The sequence below is a fragment of the Enterovibrio calviensis DSM 14347 genome (genome assembly GCF_000621165.1).
Classification (GTDB): Bacteria; Pseudomonadota; Gammaproteobacteria; order Enterobacterales; family Vibrionaceae; genus Enterovibrio; species Enterovibrio calviensis.
Genome location: NZ_JHZA01000007.1, coordinates 206,089 through 227,682 on the forward strand (window position 1 = coordinate 206,089; position 21,594 = coordinate 227,682).

At 47.5% G+C, this 21,594-nt stretch carries 22 protein-coding genes; 11 read left to right on the forward strand and 11 right to left on the reverse strand.

Annotated features, from left to right (window positions below; genetic code table 11):
• Positions 1 to 139: 139 nt before the first annotated feature.
• Both Q365_RS0105715 and Q365_RS0105720 read right to left on the reverse strand, forming a co-directional pair.
• The gene (locus Q365_RS0105715) at positions 140 to 1,483 is read right to left on the reverse strand and encodes a TldD/PmbA family protein (protein WP_028022435.1); all 1,344 of its coding nucleotides are present in this window, start codon (positions 1,481 to 1,483) and stop codon (positions 140 to 142) included.
• Positions 1,483 to 2,868, reverse strand: coding sequence for a TldD/PmbA family protein (locus Q365_RS0105720; protein WP_028022436.1), 1,386 nt, complete (start codon positions 2,866 to 2,868; stop codon positions 1,483 to 1,485). Before Q365_RS0105720 ends, Q365_RS0105715 begins: the two co-directional genes overlap by 1 nt.
• Before the next feature lie 352 nt (positions 2,869 to 3,220).
• Here Q365_RS0105720 and Q365_RS0105725 point away from each other — a divergent pair, with 352 nt between their 5' ends.
• On the forward strand, positions 3,221 to 4,207 hold the full coding sequence (locus Q365_RS0105725) for a CobW family GTP-binding protein (RefSeq protein WP_028022437.1): 987 nt from the start codon (positions 3,221 to 3,223) through the stop codon (positions 4,205 to 4,207).
• A 47-nt stretch (positions 4,208 to 4,254) separates the two neighbouring features.
• Positions 4,255 to 4,656 (forward strand): DUF1801 domain-containing protein, encoded by a 402-nt coding sequence (locus Q365_RS0105730; RefSeq protein WP_028022438.1) that lies wholly within the window; start codon positions 4,255 to 4,257, stop codon positions 4,654 to 4,656.
• A gap of 24 nt (positions 4,657 to 4,680) precedes the next feature.
• On the opposite strand, the gene Q365_RS0105735 is transcribed toward Q365_RS0105730, so the two are convergent.
• The 5 genes from Q365_RS0105735 to dgcN form a co-directional block, all read right to left on the reverse strand.
• Positions 4,681 to 4,965, reverse strand: a complete 285-nt coding sequence (locus tag Q365_RS0105735; RefSeq protein ID WP_028022439.1) for a hypothetical protein — start codon at positions 4,963 to 4,965, stop codon at positions 4,681 to 4,683.
• Between the two features lie 360 nt (positions 4,966 to 5,325).
• A complete protein-coding gene (locus Q365_RS0105740) occupies positions 5,326 to 5,820 on the reverse strand; it encodes a GNAT family N-acetyltransferase (RefSeq protein ID WP_028022440.1) in 495 nt (164 codons plus the stop codon).
• A 203-nt stretch (positions 5,821 to 6,023) separates the two neighbouring features.
• The gene (locus Q365_RS0105745; protein WP_028022441.1) at positions 6,024 to 7,157 is read right to left on the reverse strand and encodes an acyl-CoA desaturase; all 1,134 of its coding nucleotides are present in this window, start codon (positions 7,155 to 7,157) and stop codon (positions 6,024 to 6,026) included.
• A 195-nt stretch (positions 7,158 to 7,352) separates the two neighbouring features.
• On the reverse strand, positions 7,353 to 8,291 hold the full coding sequence (locus tag Q365_RS0105750; RefSeq protein WP_028022442.1) for an enolase C-terminal domain-like protein: 939 nt from the start codon (positions 8,289 to 8,291) through the stop codon (positions 7,353 to 7,355).
• Positions 8,292 to 8,296: 5 nt separating this feature from the next.
• A complete protein-coding gene (dgcN, locus tag Q365_RS0105755; RefSeq protein WP_028022443.1) occupies positions 8,297 to 9,310 on the reverse strand; it encodes an N-acetyltransferase DgcN in 1,014 nt (337 codons plus the stop codon).
• A 253-nt stretch (positions 9,311 to 9,563) separates the two neighbouring features.
• Here dgcN and Q365_RS0105760 point away from each other — a divergent pair, with 253 nt between their 5' ends.
• From Q365_RS0105760 to Q365_RS0105785, 6 genes are all read left to right on the forward strand, one after another.
• Positions 9,564 to 10,481, forward strand: coding sequence for a LysR substrate-binding domain-containing protein (locus Q365_RS0105760; protein ID WP_028022444.1), 918 nt, complete (start codon positions 9,564 to 9,566; stop codon positions 10,479 to 10,481).
• 102 nt (positions 10,482 to 10,583) lie between these two features.
• Positions 10,584 to 12,191: a hypothetical protein gene (locus Q365_RS0105765; RefSeq protein ID WP_028022445.1), complete on the forward strand. Its 1,608-nt coding sequence runs from the start codon at positions 10,584 to 10,586 to the stop codon at positions 12,189 to 12,191.
• A gap of 112 nt (positions 12,192 to 12,303) precedes the next feature.
• Positions 12,304 to 14,133 carry a hybrid-cluster NAD(P)-dependent oxidoreductase gene (locus tag Q365_RS0105770; protein WP_028022446.1) on the forward strand — a complete coding sequence of 610 codons (1,830 nt, stop codon included), beginning with the start codon at positions 12,304 to 12,306 and terminating at the stop codon, positions 14,131 to 14,133.
• A 96-nt stretch (positions 14,134 to 14,229) separates the two neighbouring features.
• Entirely contained in the window at positions 14,230 to 14,955 is a 726-nt protein-coding gene (locus tag Q365_RS25505) for a hypothetical protein (RefSeq protein WP_051563770.1), read from the forward strand.
• A 180-nt stretch (positions 14,956 to 15,135) separates the two neighbouring features.
• Positions 15,136 to 16,143: a response regulator gene (locus Q365_RS0105780; protein ID WP_028022447.1), complete on the forward strand. Its 1,008-nt coding sequence runs from the start codon at positions 15,136 to 15,138 to the stop codon at positions 16,141 to 16,143.
• Positions 16,144 to 16,145: 2 nt separating this feature from the next.
• Positions 16,146 to 16,574: a PAS domain-containing protein gene (locus Q365_RS0105785; protein WP_028022448.1), complete on the forward strand. Its 429-nt coding sequence runs from the start codon at positions 16,146 to 16,148 to the stop codon at positions 16,572 to 16,574.
• A 175-nt stretch (positions 16,575 to 16,749) separates the two neighbouring features.
• Here the strand turns inward: Q365_RS0105785 and Q365_RS0105790 are convergent, their stop codons facing one another.
• Complete coding sequence (locus tag Q365_RS0105790; RefSeq protein WP_028022449.1) at positions 16,750 to 17,550, reverse strand: M48 family metallopeptidase; 801 nt, start codon at positions 17,548 to 17,550, stop codon at positions 16,750 to 16,752.
• A 337-nt stretch (positions 17,551 to 17,887) separates the two neighbouring features.
• On the opposite strand from Q365_RS0105790, the gene Q365_RS0105795 reads away from it, so the two are divergent.
• The 3 genes from Q365_RS0105795 to Q365_RS0105805 are packed head-to-tail and all read left to right on the forward strand — an operon-like array spanning position 17,888 to position 18,969.
• Positions 17,888 to 18,316 carry a hotdog fold thioesterase gene (locus Q365_RS0105795; protein ID WP_028022450.1) on the forward strand — a complete coding sequence of 143 codons (429 nt, stop codon included), beginning with the start codon at positions 17,888 to 17,890 and terminating at the stop codon, positions 18,314 to 18,316.
• 3 nt (positions 18,317 to 18,319) lie between these two features.
• Complete coding sequence (locus Q365_RS0105800; RefSeq protein WP_028022451.1) at positions 18,320 to 18,550, forward strand: DUF3389 family protein; 231 nt, start codon at positions 18,320 to 18,322, stop codon at positions 18,548 to 18,550.
• Positions 18,551 to 18,600: 50 nt separating this feature from the next.
• A complete protein-coding gene (locus Q365_RS0105805; RefSeq protein WP_245621502.1) occupies positions 18,601 to 18,969 on the forward strand; it encodes a hypothetical protein in 369 nt (122 codons plus the stop codon).
• A gap of 117 nt (positions 18,970 to 19,086) precedes the next feature.
• Here Q365_RS0105805 and Q365_RS0105810 read toward each other — a convergent pair whose 3' ends face one another.
• The 3 genes from Q365_RS0105810 to Q365_RS0105820 all read right to left on the reverse strand — a co-directional run bounded on the left by Q365_RS0105810 (position 19,087) and on the right by Q365_RS0105820 (position 21,401).
• The gene (locus Q365_RS0105810) at positions 19,087 to 19,902 is read right to left on the reverse strand and encodes a DUF2797 domain-containing protein (RefSeq protein ID WP_028022453.1); all 816 of its coding nucleotides are present in this window, start codon (positions 19,900 to 19,902) and stop codon (positions 19,087 to 19,089) included.
• 98 nt (positions 19,903 to 20,000) lie between these two features.
• Positions 20,001 to 20,300: a hypothetical protein gene (locus tag Q365_RS0105815; protein ID WP_028022454.1), complete on the reverse strand. Its 300-nt coding sequence runs from the start codon at positions 20,298 to 20,300 to the stop codon at positions 20,001 to 20,003.
• 138 nt (positions 20,301 to 20,438) lie between these two features.
• Positions 20,439 to 21,401, reverse strand: coding sequence for an endonuclease/exonuclease/phosphatase family protein (locus tag Q365_RS0105820; protein WP_245621503.1), 963 nt, complete (start codon positions 21,399 to 21,401; stop codon positions 20,439 to 20,441).
• Positions 21,402 to 21,594: the final 193 nt, after the last annotated feature.

Sequence of the window (21,594 nt, forward strand, 5' to 3'; positions counted from 1 at the left end):
TAAACAGTGTCTTGAGTGAGGTTTGATGTTTGGGAAGATGCTTGGCGGAGAGGGTTTACCACTTTGAGAATAAAGCTGATTGTCGTAATGAGAAATTGCGGGGATAAAAAACGCCCCAATCACGGGGCGTTTAAATCGGCTACTTTCCGGCGATATTCAATCGCGCAAAGCGGATCAAAGGAGCAAAGAAACATCCATCATAGTTTGGAATGACAGTGTTCCCAACCGCTTCCACTTCCTTGATCATGGTGTAGAAGTTGCCTGCCACTGTGATGCCTCGAACGGGCTTCAAGCGTTTCCCGTCCCTGCACAAGAAGCCACTCGCACCGAAAGAGAACTCTCCGCTGATGGCATCTGCGCCAGAGTGAACACCTTGTAGTTCGACCAACTCAAGATATTCGCCTGCCGTGACTTCTGCTTCACTGCTTGTGCCTGCCGAAATCACATCGTGGCGTGATGACACGCTCAGCGTTCCTTTGGCAGAACGACCCGCATTGGCGGTATGTGCAGCGCCAAAATGCGCCGCTGTGGCGGAGTTGTGTAGCAAGCCAACGAGCTTACCTTCTTCAATCAATGGCGTATCAGAAGTGGCGAACCCTTCACCATCAAATGCTTTGATGGAAAAACCACCGGGCATGTATGCCATGTCTTTGAAAGTGAGTAGCGGGCTCATCACTTGCTCGCCAATCTTGTCACGCCAAGGGTTAGTGCCGCGTTTGGCGGATTCACCAGAGAAGCAACTACCAAATGCCCCCAACACATCGTTCAGACAATCTTGCTCAAAGATGACGGAATACTGTCCGGTAGCAATAGGCTCGCCTTCCAATAAGGCTTCGGCCATTTCATAGGCATCGTTAATGATTTTCTCTGGCGTGAGTCCGTCAAACGTTCGTGCGATTGACGCCGCGACATGCATAGCTTGCTTGTCGTTGTGATCAATCAGTGCGGCGGTGTAACAGCTCAGGGTACGTTCTTGGTGAGTACAGCGAGTGCCAAGCGTGTTGCCGAGCATGACAAAGGCACTGTTTTCGCTGTAGCCATTGTACGGCGCTGATTTCGCCAGCGGCTTTTCACGGATACGACTTTCTAGCGCCAGTGCGAGTTCAATTTTTTGCTCTGGCGTGGCGGTATCTTGCTGGAAGATCTCCGGTTGAGCAGTATGAAGTGAAAGCCCTTCAGAACGAATCTTTTGGAAGCTGTCTTTCTTAGTGAAACTTGCGTTGGTTAGCGCTTGATTCACCATTTGCGATAGATTTTCAGGTTCAAGAGATTCGGAATAACTGATGGCAACGTGCTCATCTTTGATCACTCGAACACCAATTACTTGGCTCGCAGTCACTTTGTATTCCGACAATTCACCTTGGTCTGCTTTCAAGCTAAAGCTTTCGCTACTTGATGCAATCACGTCGGCTTGAGCGCCTTGCTTCTGAGCCAGTTCAAGGACTTGCTCGACGGCTTGTTCTAACGTTTTGTTGTCACTCATTAGCTACCGCCTCCCACCAGAATATTATCAACTTTCAACGCAGGTTGACCGACTGTTGTTGGCACTGAGCCACTAACAGAGCCACACATACCCGCTGCCAGCTCAAAGTCCTTGCCAACCATACTGATTTCTTTCAACACTTTAGGTCCTGTGCTGATCAAGGTGGCTGATTTCAATGGGGTAGTGATTTTGCCATTCTCGATCAAATAGGCTTCTTGAACGGCGAAGTTAAACTCGCCTGTTCCCGGCTGGACAGAGCCGCCACCCATCTTCTTGGCATAAATACCACGCTCGATACCACCAATCATGTCGTCGAGCTCTGCATCGCCCGCTTCAATGTAGGTATTACGCATGCGTGAGGTTGGCGCATATTTGTAAGATTCGCGGCGACCTGAACCTGTGCGAGCGAAGCCGGTTTTTAGGCTGCCCATATGGTCGACCATGAAGCTCGTCAATTTGCCATCTTTGATCAGCTGAGTATGTTGCGTCTCCATCCCTTCGTCATCGATATTGATGGAGCCCCACTCATTTTTCATTAACCCGTCATCCACGGCATTGACGACAGGGTTAGCAATCATTTCGCCCATTTTGTCGTGGAAAACTGACGCTTTCTTGGCAACCGACGTGGTTTCAAGTAAGTGACCACAGGCTTCGTGGAAAATTACACCACCAAAACCGTTACCGATCACAACAGGCATTTCCCCAGAAGGGCATGCTGCAGCACCGAGTTTAATTAGAGCTTGCTTGGCGGCCATTTCACCAAGCGCTTCTGGGTTGACTTGGCCATTGAATTCCCAACCAGAAAGCATGCCCGGCGCTTCATAACCGGTAGACTGCTCATTGTCATGCGTGGCAACCACAGAAGACGCAATGCGCGTGTAGTGGCGGGTATCTTGAATGTGTAAACCGGTGGAGTTGAAAATCTCAATCTGCTGTTCACGCTGCATGATGCGGCTGATCACTTGAGAGATTTTGTCACTCTCTGAGCGTGCTTTAGCATCAACACGTTTGAGAAATGCGATTTTCTCTTCAACATGGTTGTTGGTTGAAAACGGCATGGTGACAGGGTGGCGGTCATTATTGACCGTGAAATTGAGTGCGCCAGCATTCACGATTTGATCGCGCTTGTCTTTGGCACACAAAAGAGACGTCACTTGTTTGAGCTTTTCTTCATCTTGGCTGTTGGTATAGCCGTAAAGAACTTTATGGCCAAAAAACAGGCGAATGCCTATCCCGAAATCAATACCGGAGTTAACTTTATCAACATCACCCGAAAGGACTTCTACGCTTCCAGAATGGTGTCGCTCAATGAACAATTCCGCAAAATCAGCGCCTAAAAATAGGGCATGATCAATCACCGCTTTGGCAGTGTTTGTATTTAGCATCCCTTCCTCCTGAAAAAAGAGTGAGCTTCTTATACCCATCAGATTAAATCTTCCGTCATTCTTGCTCTAGACGATTTTCCAACGCAAAGTGACGACTACCTACTTAATCCGATTGGCATTCTTACTTTTAGAGTATCAGTTAGGCACAAAGCCACCAATCATCTTTCCCTTTTAGTGATATAGGAATGACCAATGGGTCCACGTTTGTATAAATATCAACCAGTAATCACAAGCATGAATGCTAACTCAATGGAATTCCATTGAGAAAGCGAAGAAAAATCGCTTTGCTCAATGAGTTGTCTTGATACACTGCCTGCATTCGCGATTATGCTTTGCGTGCATGGATTGAAAAATGGCAGAAAAACTAACAAAAGTCGTTCCAACAAACATCATTACTGGCTTCCTTGGCGTTGGTAAAACCACTGCGATCCTTTCGTTACTTAAACAAAAGCCTGAAAACGAAAATTGGGCAGTGTTAGTTAACGAGTTTGGTGAAGTGGGCGTCGATGGCGCATTCCTGAGCGAGCAGGGCGCATTGGTGAAAGAAGTGCCAGGCGGTTGCATGTGCTGCGTGGCGGGGCTTCCTATGGCGATTGGCATCAATGCGCTATTGGCACAGAATCCTGACCGTTTGTTGATTGAGCCAACCGGATTAGGGCATCCGAAAGACATTATTGGCAAGTTGCTCTCTGAGCATTACATCAACTACATCAATTTGAACGCCACTGTTACTTTGGTTGATGCGCGAAACTTCGCGGATGTTCGTTATACCGAAAACCAAAACTTCCAAGATCAGCTGGCATTAGGCGACGTGGTCGTTGCAAACAAAATTGATCTTTCAAGCCCTGAAGACATTGCCGCGTTTGACGCGTATGTGGCCAACTCTGACATTCCTAAACAAGCCTCGGGATATGTTGAACAAGGCCAGATCAACCCAGAATGGCTGAGTTTGCCGCGAATTGATCGCGATGCCCAGTTTGCTCATCACCATTCTCATGACGATGATGAGATGCCAGCCTTTGAACTTGCGCCCGGAGAGAGTTTCCGTCGTAAGGAAAACAAAGGGCAGGGCTACGTAAGCTGTGGCTGGGTTTTTGAGCCGAACACGGTATTTCCTTTTGATTCGCTGTACGGTCTGTTTGCCAACGTGAATGCCGAGCGGGTGAAAGCTGTCATGAACACGGACGATGGTATGTTTGCTTTCAACGTGGTCAATCAAATGGTGACGGTTAACCCAATCAGCCTAACCGGTGTTGAATCACGGGTTGAAATCATAGATAAAACACCATTACCGTGGGACGAACTAGAAGAGATCTTGCTGTCTTTCGTGATGGAATAGTTTGAGATGCCCGACCTTGAGTTGGGCTTTTTTTAAGGCGGAGCACTATGTCACCAGAGATCACGGCCAAATTTGAGGGTTATCCCCCGCACATCAGAACACAACTCCTAGCGTTGCGTGACCTCATTTTTGATGTGGCAAGCGGCTTAGATAAAAGCGTTGATGAAAGCTTGAAATGGGGCGAGCTAAGCTTTGTTGTGAAAGGGGGAACAGCGGTGCGACTAGGCTGGGCGTCGCAATCGCCTAACTCAATTTCTGTTTATGTTCATTGCCAAACGCGATTGGTCGACACCTTTCGTGAAGTACTGCCTGATGCCTTTGATTACCACGGAAACCGTCAGTTGCAGTTTGATATCAACCAACCGTTTCCGCATGAGGCATTGCGCACCTGCATTGGTGTCGCCTTTACCTACCAACAGCGGAAATCGCTGCCGCTGCTGGGCATGTAGCCAGAGCTCGAGCGGAGCTTTTACTTAGGCAGGCAGAATATTGTTTCTGACTAATCCGCGTCTTACATTGGTACACAGCTTTCCAAAACGTCGAATGTCATCAAACTGTGGTGAAATACCGCGAGACATTTCGGACTCCCAATACGAGAGTTCAGAGTCGACCAATTCCAGTAACTTCTTTGGACAACCAATACAGCTATTATCTGGGCCGCAGACAAAGGTTTCTGGTTCGTACAGTGGCAACTCCGTTTTCACTTGTTCGATGATGTTTTTCATTGCGTCCATGCGAGTCGGTTTTTTGTTAAGCATTTTGACCCGCTCACTTAGTCATTGACGGTGGGAAGCGGATTCTATTCCTCTGTATTTGGCTTGTCGAGCATTAGGTTTAAGACATCTCGTCACCTATACCCAAGTAATCTGAAGATGCTCGATTTCAGAGGCCATCAGAGTGTTCAATTCGAGGCAAATTTTTGTAGGAATAGCATTCTATTTCACAGGAATTTAACGATGAAGTGGACGCTCTGAGGGCCTCCCTTCGGGCGAGTTTACTGACGCCATGCTCGGTGTTGTCCCTTTTTGATGGAGCTCACCTTTTTTGTTGGAGCTCACTACATCGGCAAAGGGACGCCTTGATCATAACGTCAGTAAAGCTCGCTGAATCCTGCATCTTCAGGTTACTTGGGTATAAGCCGATTGAGCCTCTACTCGTTTTTCCATAATGTAATTGGTGAAGACGGCGCCCGCCTTTTCGACTTGTTGTACTTTGACGACTTGGAAGCCCATACGTTGAAAAAACGGTTTTGCAGTAATGCTGACGTTAGAGTAAAAACGAGCAACAGACATGTTGCCACCTTCGCGAAACAGCACATTCATTAACGCCTTTCCTACACCTTTCCCTTGGGTTTTCGCGTCGACGAAAAAGTGGTCGATGTAACCATTGGTTTGAACATCCGCATAGCCAACAATGGCGTTTTTACGCACGGCCACATAAGGGTAGATATGCTGCATGCGGTTTTTCCAAGCAATTTCATTGCAGTTGTCAGGTGCCCAAATAGCCACCTGTTCTGGGGTGTAATCTTGTATGTTTACCGTTCGCACGGTTTGGTAAAAGAGTGACCAAAGAGCCATTTCTTCTCCCGGTCGCATTTTACGAATGGTAATCATGTTTTTTACTAACTCTTCGTTTGGTTTTGAATCGACCCTAGTAACCTGAAAATGCTCGCTAAATCCTGCATCTTCAGGTTGCTTGGGTATCAGACTTCTTGGGTATAAGTGAAGCTGAGTAACAGGGATATGGCAATACGTTCATTATAGTATTGATCAAAAAGGGCAGCCGAAGCTGCCCTGAAATACCGATAAAGGCGTTCTTATGCGTAATTTGCGGTTAGCATCTGCCAATTACGTTTTTGCTGAATGAAGTCCCCTTTAAGGATCTTCAATTGCTGTACCAATATCGCTTCTTCGTACTTCTTCAACAAGTTCTGCTTACCCATGTCGATAAGGCGTTTCTTGGCTTCGTAGTATTCACTCATACGAACAACCAATGCATCGTATTCTTGTTCAATCGCTTGAAGGCGTTGCGAAGCGTTAGGTGTCATGCTTAAACGCGCTTGAATGTTCTTCAAAAGCATTGTGGCTTTTGCTTTTTCAATGCGATCTTGAGGCGTGATTCGAAGCTTCTTGGTTAGCCCTAGCCAGCTGCCCGATTTGATGAGCCATTTTGTTGGATCGAACTGCCACCAGTAAATGCCATTACGGTAGTCATTTTCAAAGATATGGTGGAAGTTATGGTAACCCTCACCAAAGGTGAAAAATGCCAAGATACCGTTGTCTCGAGCTGTGTTCTTGGCCGTGTATGGCTGTGAACCCCAGATGTGCGCGAGGGAGTTAATGAAAAACGTCGTATGGTGGCTGGCAACAACACGTACAAAACCAATCAGGATGATGGCACCCCAAATATCGCCATGAAGTAGTCCAAACGCGATCGGGATACCGAAGTTAGTGGCAAGTACTAGCGGTAAGTAATACTTGTGCTGCCACATCACAACCTTATCTTTCTGAAGATCGCGGCAGTTGCTGTAATCCGAATAACGGTGTTTTTGATATTCACGAAGCATCCAACCGATGTGTGAGTACCAGAAGCCGCGTTTGGCTGAGTAAGGGTCAGTGTCGTTGTCATCGACATGGCGATGGTGAACACGGTGATCAGACGACCAGTGAAGAATACTGTTTTGCAGTGCGAGTGCACCACCAATGGCAAAAATGCCTTTCAGTAGCGGATGAGCTTCATAAGTCTTATGAGACCAAAGTCTGTGATAGCCCGCTGTGATAGACATACCAGCAAAGGTGAACATGGCAACGAACATGCCGATTTGCGCCCAATCAAACCCATGATAGTAGGCCCAAATGGGTGTGCCGATTAACGCTACGGAGAAGGTAACCGCAAAGACGATCACATTCAGCCAGATGACAGGAGGTTTTTCCGCTTGAGTAGATTCCATTTTAAATACCGCAAAATTCCAGCGTACACATGTACGCTAGATTAGAGTGACCTTTTAAGTGGGTCAAGATACCTATTAACAATTTGTCGCAATTTTGACGGTTTAAGCGACATTATCTCTTTTCAGTTAAAAAAAGAGTGAAACGTATTGAATACATTTCACTCTGATTATTGCCATAACTTATGTTTTAAGTATTCAGCCTAGCACGATATTTCCGTGCTCGTAGTGGAGTCCATTTTCGATATCGTCGCTGATCAAAAATGCGCCATCCAAGTCAACCATGACGGCAGTTGCCGCGACGGGCAGTGCTGCTCGCATCGCGATAGAACTACCAAGCATACATCCCACCATGATTTGAAGCCCCGCAGCACGCGCTGCTTGCTCCAATTCAAACGCGGCAGTGAGTCCGCCAGTTTTGTCGAGCTTGATGTTTACCATTTGGTATTTGCCAATTAATACATCAACATCATCTGCCGTATGACAGCTTTCGTCGGCACAAAGGGGGATCGCACTGGAAATGCCTTTTAAGGCGTCATCTTCGTTGGCTGGCAGTGGTTGTTCTACCATGGCGATATTAAGCGGCGCGATTTGTTGAAGGGTGGTAGCAATATCAAGCGTTCCCCACGCTTCGTTGGCGTCCACAATCAACGTGGTATCGGGCGCGACTGCGCGCACGGCGGCGAGGCGTTCGTATACCTCATCTGCATTGAGTTTGACCTTGATTAAGGTTGCGCCCTGTTCAACGTAGCGTTTGGCCTCTTCCGCCATCGCTTCAGGTGACGCAATAGATACCGTCATGGCGGTTTGTATTTGGTTTGGCAAAGAGAAGTTGTCAGGGAAATTGTCAGCTTCAAGCATCCATAACGCACAATCGATAGCGTTTCTCGCCGCGCCAGGCGGGAGCATGGATTTCAACGATGTTCGATCAAATTGGGTATCGTTCACGGATTCAATTTCAGCGAGCACACTGTCAAAGCTCTCCCCATAGCGACCAGTAGGCGAGCATTCGCCGACACCGAATTTGCCATCTTTTTCTACGCTGACTTGTATCACCTCGGCGGTGTTGCGACTGCCTCGAGAGATAGTAAACGGACGCTTCAAGGTGTAGGTGGCTATTTTGGCGCTGACTTTCATCCTGTTTACTCCTCGAACACGTGGATGAGATGATCGACAATATTATCTACCCCAAATCTCACAGGGTCAGTGGCGGGCAAATCATATTGGCTAGACAGATCCGCCAAGTAACGTTTTGCATCTTCTTCCGAGAGCGCGGAAGTATTGATCGCCATACCAACAAATCGTGGGTTGGGATTGGTCAATTTTGCTAGTCTAACGGCTAGTTCCATGATGTCGGCGACGTCCGGAATTGGCATATCTGACATATGGCGAATGAATTCACGATTGGCTTCATGGCAGAGAACCAGTGCGTCCGGCTGTGCGCCGTGCAATAGACCTAAGGTCACGCCCGAAAAGGCAGGGTTCAATAGCGATCCTTGTCCTTCAACCAATTGCCATTGATTGGCATCACATGCTGGGGACAGGGTTTCGGTTGCGCCAGCGATAAAATCGGACACCACTGCATCTACAGCAATACCCGTTCCTTCAATCAAAATACCCGTTTGACCCGTTGCACAGAAGGAAGCAGAGAGCCCCCGTGCTTTCATTTCTTTTTCTAATGCCAAGGTCGTGAACATTTTACCCACCGAGCAGTCCGTCCCCACGGTTAAAAGGCGTTTGCCTGAGCGTTTCTCGCCCGTGCCAACTGGCAAAGTGCCGTGAGCATGTCGAAGATCGAACAAATTCGCGCCAGAGGCTTTGGCGGCTTCTGCGATGGCGGGAATGGCATCTAACCTTTGGTGAAGGCCAGAGGCTACGTTCATACCCGCGTTCAGCGCTTCAACGATATAAGGCACGAATTGTGGTGCCAATACACCGCCCGCATTTGCCATGCCAAGAACCAGCGTTTTTGCGCCTTCTTTTGCCGCAGTTTGAATGTCGATATCGGGTAGGTTAAGAGACGGCATTTCATCGTTCAAACGCAGTTGGCCCATACACTTTTCAGGACGCCAGTAGTGAATGCCACGGGCGGTTTTGATGGCGAGCGGATCCTTGCTTTCTCCAAGCATGAGTAAGTAGGGGGCTGGAATGTTCATGTCTCTCCTTGTCATATTTTGACTATCTGGTGGCGATGTTCACCTTGAGATCACTATAGAACGCGATACATCAGCTGAAAAATGCCATTTACGATTCGCTCATGCTGATTCGGTATCAATAATGAATGAAAACGTGATCAAAGCATTGATAACTCAAAGAGGTTGGTGTGCGCTGATAATGTCGCTGATATTTTTATTGGTATTCTCACGCGCGCATCGACAAGCGCGCATTGGCAAGGAAGCAGTCACTTGTATGAACATTGAAAGTAAATGGCTGGAAGATTTTCTCGCGCTGGCAGAGGTCAGGAACTTTTCGGGAGCAGCGACGTTGAGAAACATTACTCAACCCGCATTCAGTCGTCGGATCCGATCGTTGGAGCAAGCCGTGGGCGCGGAGTTGGTTGATCGCAGTCAAACCCCCGTTGCTCTTACTGCCAGTGGGCGGATATTCAGGGTGACTGCCAGGACGCTCGTGAATCAAATGGTAGAAGGAATAAGCCATGTTTCGGCGTTGAACTATACCGATGGAAGCGTTGTGCGTATTGCCTCGGCACACTCCCTCGCGCTCGATCTGACACAACGGCTTCAAGCTCAGTTTTCTGATGAAACGCGACCTATGTTGAGTGTCGATGCCATGAACGTGGATGAAGCTGTCGATGCGTTGCAAGAAGGGGAGTGTGACGTGTTGCTGGCTTTCGACAATGAACACCTTAAATTAGCACCTTATGAAAACATCAAAGTAGGAAACGCCGACTTGCTGCCTGTGTGTGCATCGGATGAAAGCGGTTGTCCGTTGTTTAGCTTTGAACAATCCGAAGTACCTTGGCTCGCATTTACACCAACCTCTTACATGGGACGCCAAACCGAAACGGTGCGCCATGAAGTGAGCCTCAAGCCAGTCTTTCTTTCTTCCATGGTAGACATGTTGAAACTGCAAGCGGTGAATGGATTAGGGGTGGCATGGTTGCCTGACTTTGCTATTCGTTCAGAGTTGTCAAAAGGGCATTTAGTGGTGATGGAAAACAACACGCTGATCAGGCAAGTTTCCTACTATGCGTATCGCTATCAATCCCGACTTCACCCTTCGGGCGAAAGAATATGGACTGCCCTGAAAAAAATTGCGGCGGATAACTCGTTAAACTCAGACAAGAAATCGATTGAAGCTGAGTGAATCAGAGTATATTTCGCACCAGAATGCTATATTTCTTGAACGCGCTGCCGATAAAAAGAGTAATGCTTCCCACCCATCGCGTCGGTGAGGAAGTGACCATGAATGTTTGTTGACGCTGGGGGTGTCATGTCGTTTAAAGAGCCGATCCCGAATTTCGTCAAAGCTATGGGGCATCGCGTTGTCAGCTATATCTTGAATATCTCTGAAGCTGAAGCAAGACACGTCTTACAACACCAAGGCAAACTCTCTGCAAAGCAGGTCGAAACACTCACGTCTTATGTGCAGCTTTGTCGACAAATGCGCGCTGTCGCCGTGTCACAAGGTGATATTGAACAATCGTTTTTCCATCGACTTCCGCATGTGCTCCAAAACGGGCAGCACATCTTTTCGGTGTGGCGCCGACAAAATGGCGGAGAGACACCAATGGTTAGCGCCAGCGATCCCCTTGCCAGAAGTTTGGCTGGCGTGGCTGCTGAACTTTATCCGCTCTTTTTGGTGAAAGCGGGGGCGCGTCCTCACTTGTTTTATCGTGCCTCAGGATATTTGAGTGCCGCGATCTCCCATCTGCCGGGTAATAAAACCCTCTATCGTCACTTTATTGAAGATCGTTCCTTTGAGCGGGTTTTCGAAGTGATCGGCAATGAGCCGAGCGAAACCTATGGCCATTATGTGGATTCGAAAGGCAAGCGGGGGGTGATTTCCCTGTCGTCGCTGCCTGCAGCGTTGCTGATCAATAGTTATGATTTGATGCGCGTGCGCGGACCGATTTCTGCGGATGTGTTTGTTAGTACCGTATTGGAAATGCTGGAAATTGCCCGCAGTGTTGCTGATGGAGAGGTGGCACAAATTCCACTCTTCGTTGGATTTCGTAATGCTGCTTTGGTCGATTTTGATGAGCTTGAGACCAAGTGGGGAACGCTTCGTCGTTACACTCCTTCCATTGCTGAATATGTGCTGCAACTGCCTAGCCAAATGGCGAAGCGAAAAGACAGTGGATTCATGCTGGAATCTGGTTACGCCTATGCCATCAACAGTGGTGATTTGTTGGACGATGACGATTGGCCGAGTGAAGTGCTAGAAGCGGAAAGTGAGAAAGTCTCGACGGAGCTGAATATCACCCTTTGTATGTCCATGTGCTTTCTTAATGATGCTCCGCCTTTCGTGGCACCAGAATGGGCTTGGCATATCGATCCTTTCTCGCTGGAAGGCGCGAAAACGGCGGTCGATACTGTCACTGAGGCTGAAGAGCCCATCTGTATTACCAATAATGTGTTGGACGAACTGGAAAACTGGAGCTTGCTGCTCGAAGACACAGATTCGACTGGGATCCGTTTGGCCTTTACTCGCTTGTTTAGTGCAGCAAGGCAGCCTGATCGCCTTGATGGTTTATTGGACGCTATCCTCGCACTTCGCAATATTTTTGGTGCAGGGAAAAATGCGGATGATGTTCCTGTCGCGGTCGGAGAGTTGATCAGTGGTCATGCGAGTGAAGCGATTGAACTAGCAGAAAATCTGAGCGATGACTGGAACCAGATCCTCAGCGGTGAAGCGTGGTGGGATAACGAAGAAATCCGCGAGAAAACCTTGGCGTGCATTTCTTTGTGTTTAACCTGCTTACATCATCTCTATCTAAAATATCCGACGATTGTGAGCGACCCTGAACGACTGAAGCGGATTATTGCTGCAAACGGCAAGTCTATCGCCTGCTAGTTAAGCGTTCTACAAGCAACACATGACACATTTTGAACCGTTTACACTCGGATTTTATCGTGGCTGTGTTTTAATGTCGGCTTGAAATCGTTGATAAAAAGCAGGAGCTCACGTGGACACGAAAATCAGTCAGATCAATGTTTATCCCGTTAAATCAGCCGGCGGAATTTCTCTTTCAAATGCTTGGGTAGAAAGTATCGGCCTGAGTTTTGATCGTCGCTTTATGGTGGCAGACAGTACGGGTAAATTTGTGACTGGTCGTACTGACCCGAAAATGACCGAGGTGAGCGTAACGTTGCAAGCTAACGGCATCACCTTAAACCATCCGTCCATGTCGCCACTCGTGCTTAAGTATTCCCAGTTCTCGCTTCAAGATGTGCATACCAATGTCTGGAAAGATGAGTTCAGTGCGTATTCCACGACATCGACCGCCAATGCTTGGTTTAGCCATTTACTCGGTGGGCACAAGCAGCTGTTGTTTACGGGCGAAGAGTCTTCTCCCCGCTATGCTTCAAAAGCACAGACCAAAGTCAGCTTTGCCGATGGTTTCCCATTGCTCATTATCTCTGAAGCGTCTTTGAAAGCGCTGAACGACAAAACCCCCGACGTTCACACCATGGATCAGTTTCGTACCAACTTGGTGGCAACAGGTTGTGAAGCGTTTGAAGAAGATACATGGGCGAAAGTGCGGATTGGCTCCGTGGTATTTCGCGCAGACTGCCCATGCAGTCGCTGTGTGTTCACCACGCTTGATTTGGACACAGGACGTTTTCGTGTCAATGGCGAACCCATTACAACACTCAGCCAGTTCCGCTCTGCCAAAGATGGCAATGTGAACTTCGGCATGAACTTGATCGCAATGAACGAAGGTGAAATTCGTGCTGGCGATAAAATCGAAGTACTTGAGTACCGCGACGCTGAAGTCTATGAAGACAACACCACGCCAAAACTAAATTTAACCTGCCAAGAGATTGAACACGTGGCGCAGGATTTCAAAACGTTTTGGTTTGAAAACGCGCAGGGTGACCTACCAAGTTACAAAGCGGGTCAACACCTTCCTTTAGAACTCGATATCAACGGAAAGCGTGTTCAACGCCGCTATACATTGTCTTCATCTCCGACACGACCAGAGCGTCTCGCTATTTCAGTGAAGCGAGTCGAAGGTGGGGAAGTGTCGAATTGGCTTCATGATGAAATGCGTGAAGGGAAAGAAATTAAAGCTCAACACCCTGATGGCCAATTTCACTTGAGCGATGATGCTGATAAACGTCGTCAGATATTATTGTTGTCCGGCGGAAGTGGCGTGACGCCAATGATGTCGATGCTGCGCTCTTTGTCTGACCAAGACGAAGTGGACGATGTGATCTTTTTTCATCAGTGTCGTTCAGAAGCGGATATTCCTTTCGCAGAAGAACTTACTGCACTGGCTGAAAAGCACAAGGGCTTGCAGGTGATGACACTGTTAAGCCGTCCATCAGATACGTGGAGTGGGCTATCAGGCAGATTGAGCCAAGAGCATTTGGCCTTGGTGTCTTGGTTGACGCAACGTGAAGTGTTTGTTTGTGGCCCTGAAGGTTTCATGGATGCCGCCATGTCTCTGCTTAGTACCTTAGGTGTGCCTGATTCACAGCGTCATCAAGAGTTCTTCTCGCCGCCAACTCTCGGTGACGATGCTCCCGCAGCCGAAGTGGCTATTACCATCGAAGGTGAATACATTCGTGGCGACAATCAGCGTCCGATTTTGGTGCAAGCTGAAGAAATGGGCGTGCAAGTTGACTACAGTTGCCGCGCGGGTGTTTGTGGTTGCTGTAAAATGCGTTTAGTGGAAGGCGAAGTGAATCAACCTGATATGCCAGCGTTGTTCCCAGGAGAAAAAGAAGAAGGCTTAGTGTTAGCGTGTTGCTGTGTGCCTAAGGGTGATGTTGTGTTGAGCAAACTCTAGTCAAACAACCGAATAGTAACGCTTTTTTTCTTTGAGCTAACATTAGTAGCTGCCCCATGATGTATCATGGCGGCAGCTTTTTTATGGGGAATGGATATGACAAGCGCAAACAAAAAAGGCGCACTATTGTTTATTGGCGGCTTGGTGTTGGGTGGCCTAGTCACAAACAACCATTGGTCGTCGGCAGGTAATATCGCAGAGCAGGAACTGAGTGGTATTAAAGAAAAATTAGCGCTATCACAAGAACAGTGGGTGAACGCTCAGGAAAAAATGGTTGCATTAGAAACCGTGCTGTCAGAGCAAGACAGTCAGGCTGCTACGGGTTTGGCTCTGCGCCAGAAAAATGAGAAGCAGATTGAGACATTGCAATCGACCATCGCTGAGATCACTGCCCAATCAACACAGATGACCGAGCGCAATCTAGCGCTGGAAGAGCAGGGTGATTTGCAGCGAGATGCCATTGCCAAATTAACCTCCAGACTCAAGAATACAGATGTCTTGTATGCTGAGCGCTATCGTTTGGCGCGTGCGGTGAGTGATCTCAACGAGCAAATCTTGAAAGTCAGCCATAAATCCGAAACGAGCCAAAAGGCCTGTGATGAATTCAAAAAAGGCAATTCATGGAACTGGGTGTCAGAAAAAGATTGCAGTGACTTTAACGAATACAGGCAGCAATCAAACAAGTTGATGAACGAATTTGATGATACGAGCGCCGAGTTAGATAAAGTAAAACGTGAGCTATCAGCGTTTGGAAATTTGCCTTATCCGGCTCCGCTAAATGACATAAAACTTCCGTCAGAAGAACGAGATACCACGCCGTAAATTTCCGGCCATGTCACTGAGTCGCCTTCCAAAGGCGATAAAACATTCAACTGGCACTATGCTTATCAATGTATCGTAACAAACCTAAGACAAGGGCTTTAAAATTGCGTTATATTCTGCAACCTTGTTTTCTTAGATGTGTTCAGCATCACCAATAATCGGACCGTAGGGGTAGATACATTGACAACCCGAGTATTGATCACTGATGACTCCGCGTTAGCGCGAAAACAATTGGCGCGTTCACTGCCCTCGTTTATCAATGCTGAGGTGACATTTGCCGAAAATGGGCAAATTGCCATCGACCAGCTAAATACAAACACTTTTGATGTGATGTTTCTCGATCTCACCATGCCAGTATTGGACGGCTATGAGACGTTAGAAGCCATGCGAGAGGCCAACATCACTGTGCCTGTTTTTGTTGTATCGGGAGACATACAACCGAAAGCACAAGAAAAAGTGATGGCGTTAGGTGCGCGCGCATTCGTTCAAAAACCGACCAGCCCTACTGTGCTTAATGACATTCTCGCGCCGTTCAAATCCGACACGGCGGCAGAAGCCGCTGCGGCCGCCAAGCCGTTGCAAGATCTAAAGATTGGTCGCCGCGAAATGTACATGGAAGTGGTGAATGTCGCGATGGGTAGGGCTGCTGATTCGCTTGCGCGCTATTTCGATGTATTTGTTCACATGCCACTTCCACACGTCAATGTGTTTGAGGTCAGTGAACTGGTCATGACGATCAAGCACCTTGCCGCCAACGACAATATATCTGGGATATGCCAAGGCTTCAGTGGCGAAGGGATCGCAGGTGAAGCACTGATGCTAATCTCCGATTCTTCGATGAAAGATCTGCTAACCACATTGAATTACCCCGATGATGGAAGCGTCGATAACGAATTAGAGCTGCTGGTGGATGTGAGTAACGTGCTGATCAGTGCGTTTCTATCTGGCATTGGCGAACAAGCCGGTTTGGTGTTTGCGCAAAGTTACCCAGCGATTATTGGCCAACACCTCGCTGTCGATAAGCTGGTGGAAGGCATGCATGGTACGTGGAAGCGAACCGTGACGATCGAAGTGAGTTATGCGATTGACGGCACCAATATTAAGTGCGACTTGTTGTTGCTGTTGGTTGATGATTCTTTGCCATTGTTGGACGCTAAACTTGCTTACCTGATGGATGATGAGGACTAACCATGATTGACTCACCAGAATTTGAACAGTTCAACTGGATGGTCGATATGGTTCAGAATATCGACATGGGGCTGATTGTTGTTGACCGTGACTACACCATTCACATGTGGAATGGGTTCATGGTTCACCACACGGGCAAGCATCCCAACAAGGTACAGGGTAAGTCATTGTTTGATGTATTCCCTGAAATATCTGAAAACTGGTTTCGAGCAAAATGTCGCCCAGTCTTTGAACTGAAGTGCCGAAGCTTTGTGGTGTGGAAACAGCGTCCGTACCTTTTTCATTGCCGCAACGTTCGCCCAATCACAGGGCAAGCAAATTTCATGTATCAGAATGTCACCCTGAATCCGATGGTGAACCTACGCGGTGAAGTGCAACACATGTTTATTTCAGTGGCAGACGTAACAGGTGAAGCGCTAGCCAATCTTTAATCGCTGATTGAAACAGGTTCTAGGCTGGTTTTTGGGACTAGACAGGCGCATTTACCCTGATACAAAAGAAAAAGCCAGTGTCTTATTGCACTGGCTTATTGCTATTTTTGGCCTCACCAAAAGCCTCATCGAAGACCTCACAAAACGCACCGTCTGGCGGGCGATCTTGTTACGTTTAGACGTTGGGTTTTCCGCAGTCTGGCGCGCGGCGAGTTTGCGCTGGAAGTTGACGTATCGCCGCGTTCAAATCATCAATTCGAGTGTCATGCCCTGGGTGAGTGGAAAGTAGCTCTGGAGGTGAACCTTCTGACGCTGCTGCCATGTTCTTCCAAAGCTCTACGCTACCTTGAGGGTCAAAACCTGCTTCGTTCATGAGCTGAACGCCGATAAGATCTGATTCGGATTCATGGACACGGCTAAAGGGCAGTAAAACGCCCACATTCACCCCAAGCCCTAAGCCAGCCATAATCAGATTGGAATTTGGTGTACCCGTTGCACCAAGGGCGATACTGGTAATCTGTAGCGCGCCATTCGTCGCCACAGAATTCGAAACACGTTCGCTGCCGTGATTAGCCATCACGTGACCAATCTCATGCCCAATAACAGACGCGAGTTGGTCTTGGTTTTCCGCAACCTTGAGCAAGCCGGTATAAACACCAATTTTCCCACCCGGCAGGGCGAATGCATTAATCTGATCGCTATCGAAAACCACGACTTCCCACTGCTCAAAGTCTGGCTGAGGCGGAGTCACTTCTAAAATAGCGTCCGTCACACACTGAACATACTGGTTTGTCTGTTTGTCGGTGCTTATCTTCTCTGTGCCTTTAAGCTCAGAGAATGATTGGCTGCCCAAAGTCGCCATTTCGGCACCAGAAACCAATATGAACTGGCTACGTCCCGTCGGTGAGGTGCTGCAACCCATCACAATACTCAGTAGTGCGGTGGCGATCGTGGTTTTTACTGTGTTCAATTTCACTGCTATGTCCTTATCGCGAAGCCAATTCCTTCAAGCCAAGCAAACTAACTGCCCATATCCTAATCTAAGCGAATCCAAGTTGAACACGCTTATTCCAGCGCTTGATTATTCATCTTGTTAGGCCAATTTAGCGATATTGTAATATGACAATCAACCGAGGCAAGGTGTTGAATGAATCTGCTAAACGTATTTACCGATCGGACTCAACCTTTACAGGAAAAAGTCACGAATTGGTCTCTCAGATTTATACAGTAAAGCGTAGCTCTCGACGGGTTAACTGACGATAATGTGAGATAAGCGCAAAGCAAAGTCCGGTTAAGCACATAAAGGAGCCTCCGTGTCTATTTGGAAGAAAAGCATTTCCCTTGAAGGTCTCAATAAGACCTCTGCCAATACCTTGGTTGAACATTTGGGCATTCAATACACGGCATTTGACGATAGCAGCCTAACGGGCACCATGCCTGTGGATTCTCGCACACATCAACCTCTGGGGATGTTGCATGGCGGCGCGTCAGTGGTATTGGCTGAAACGCTAGGATCGTTAGCGGCAAATATGTGCGTGGAAGAAAACAAGTACTGTGTCGGTCTTGATATTAATGCCAACCATATTCGAGCGATGCGTTCGGGGCAGGTGATAGGGACGGCAACGCCTATTCACTTAGGAGCGACAACCCAAGTTTGGCAGATTGAAATCGTTGACGACAGAGGCCGCCTCGTTTGCACCAGCCGTTTAACCATGGCTGTTTTACAGCACAAAGGAAAATAGATCATGGTCATTACGATTCCAGGTGGCCGCGTTGTCGCCACAATGCACGAAGTGATGGTGAAGCTGGAACAAAATAGAATAACACTGCAGGCTCAGACGGATGACATTAGCTTATTGGCTGCGCCGTGTATGCTGATCGCCAATGGTGGTTCAATCAATTGGAGCATTTCATTGGGCAGTGAAGAAAATATGGAAGCAGTGAGTCACGCAACAGGCATTGCATTGAAGCGCTAGGCGTTGTTTTCACAATATACAATGGTAATCATGGATAGGAGAGTGCGGTGATGAAATCAACGATCTGGACAATGAAATTGGCACTGACGTTGACGCTCATGTCATCGTATTCGGTCGCAGGCGAAGCAGATGTGGTGAACGCTACCGCAACCAAATCTGGTGATGTGTATCGTATTTCCGCGACGGTACTGCATGCTGATGAAGGGTGGGACCATTATGCGAATGCTTGGCGCGTGGTAACAGCCAATGGTGATGTGTTGGGTGTTAGAGAACTTCTTCACCCTCATGAAAACGAACAGCCTTTCACGAGAAGTTTATCCGGTGTTTCAGTACCTGAAGGCGTGACTGAAGTGATTGTTGAAGCGCGCGACAGCGTTCATGGCTGGGGCGGTAAGACGTTTAAGATCGTCCTAGAATAATACGTTGTTCAGGTTTGTATTTGACGGTATTCAAAAAGATTTCGTTGGATAAACAATAAAAAGCGCCGCAACATTGCTGTTGCGGCGCTTTTGTATTCAGACTGAAGTCGTCAAGCGTTAGTAAGCCGCAGTTATCTCGTAACCCGTAAACTTACGCACGTTGATCACGCCAGTATCAAAAATCAGGTATTGCCCTTTAATCCCTTTCAACACACCAGAAACCACCGGCTCTTTGTCAAAATTGAGTGAGGTGATTTTCGTTGGGTGTTCATCGACAGGGTAACGAATATCGACGATGTCATGCTGAACGGGTTCAACCGCGTCAAAACCATACTGCAGACGCAAGCTAAAAATCTTTGCATCGATTTTTGGCAGCAATCGACGCGCTTCTTCTTTTAGGTCGATGTCGTCATTGTCACCTTTTAGCATCGCTCGCCAATTGGTTTTATCGGCAAGGAATTCAGCAATGGCGATCTCAACCAAACCAGAAAGTTGGCGCGTCTTTACCTTCAAAATCGGCAAGGCTTGCGTCGCACCTTGATCAATCCATCGGGTAGGGATTTGGCTTGCTCGTGTAATGCCGACTTTAAGGCCAGAAGTGTTAGACAGGTAAACCACGTGGTCTGTCATACAGAACTGCTCGCCCCACTCGGGTTCTCGGCAAGTTCCTTCGGCAAAGTGACAGGTTTCAGGCTTCAAAATACACATATCGCAACGCGCGAGTTTACGCGTGCAGGGAAAACAGTGCCCTTGACTAAAACTCTTGTTGGTTTTGTTACCGCAGGCATCGCAATAAATATTGCCAGTGTATGTCAGGGTCAGTGATTTACCGATCAATGCGTTTAACGCAACATCGTTTTCACCGACAGGCAGAGAGTATTGCAGGTCGCTTTCAAGCGAGCTTTTCATTTTGCTCAAAGTACCAGTAATCATTGCTTCTTTAACGTTGTCCTTTTCGTGTGTGAAGTTTACCAGAACTCCGTCTCTAAAGTCGCTCAATCCTGAAAGTTCAGGTTGCTTGGGTATAAACGTTAACGCATCACCAATCCGTCATTCAGGTCGTTATAGAGTGACACTGTCACAATAACCATGTTGAGATCGATATCTTCGCTGATTTCATCAATCACAAACAAATCCGCGTCTGACTCAGAAGTGTTCGTTTCTGCTAATACAAGGATGTTTTGCTGGATATCACCATAAATGACAAGTTCTTCGACTTTCTCGTAAGTACCAAAATCGAGCAGAGAAGCCGGTGCTAGCTCTGGTTTTGCAAAAGCATGACTAGAAAAGAAAAGGGCAGAAGCCAGAAAAGGGAGGGCAAGGAAGCGCATATCGAAAATCCATCTTGGTTATTTTTTTGCAGGATGGCACATTGGTCTGTCAGCTTTGTCAGTAAAGCGTCAAAGGCGCATTAGTTTGATGCAAAAAACTGATTTTTATCTGATTGAGGCGAATTAAGAGCAGTAGCGTTATAAATCAACAATGATAGGGCAGTGATCAGAAAGCCGGTAAGTCGCCACTGCGTGGTAAGAATACTTATATTGGGAGGCTTTGGGGACGTTTTCATGATCGATCGCGCCGGGGCTAGCAACAATGTGATCGATTAGCTTATTGTATACGACGTGTTCCCATCGCTTGGTGCGATAGTTGAACTTTCTCGCTTTGCACTTTGCGGGTGTTGAGGCGGAGAGATTAATGACGGAATTTGGTTCTGTTTGATCGAGCAGTGACTTCCACGCCCATTCATTGCGTTCATTCAAATAATGGTTAAAGTCGCCCGCAATAATGAATTCCTGGCCAAGTTTCTGTTTAGCATTGATCCAGATAGCAAGTGCTTCAATCTGTCGTTCGAGTTTTTTACAGCTATTATTTCGGCGCACCGCCTTCTCGAAGCAGCCAGATTTGAGATGAATCGACAGCAAGTGTAGAGAAGGCTCATTGTCTCTGATCACTTCTATATAGGCGCCATAGCGAAGATTGCCAGCCGAGAGAAAAGTCGGTAACCCTAGTGGTTGATAGTCTTTATGGTCGATAACTTCGACACCCTTTTTTACCGCCCATCCGGTAAATTGATGACTGCCTCGGCTTCGTTTATAGCGCTTCGCTCTGTCGGAAAAATAAAAATCATACTTCTGCGGGTCGAGAACTTTGGATAAGGACTCTGGGCCGTCCACTTCTTGAAATGCAATAAGGTCAGCATCAATGACAGAAGCAACAGTTTGCATCATCAGGTAATCTCCGGCTTCTCTCTTGCCTTGAACCCGATCCCCTTTGTCCGTCAACCACTCCATGTTCCAGGTAGCAAGGGTTAGGCTGGCTTGAACAGGGAGCGAGATAACACTCACACAAAAGCAGAACAACAAACTCAGTTGTTGAAACCTCTGTTTTGTTTGAACGATGCGGTTAAGCGACAGTGCGTGAAGCGAAGACATATCCAGAGCTAATATTCTCTTGTTATTCCAATCAACATATTTCAGATAACCTCGCGATCGTCCTGACCGAATCTGCTTAAGAAGTTGGCTATCTGTTGGATAGTAGAGCATACAGTATGTGATATTTTTTATACGTGACATTTTTGCGTTACCTGTTGCACTTTTTTACAGCCTTTTTTCATTTCTTGACGTT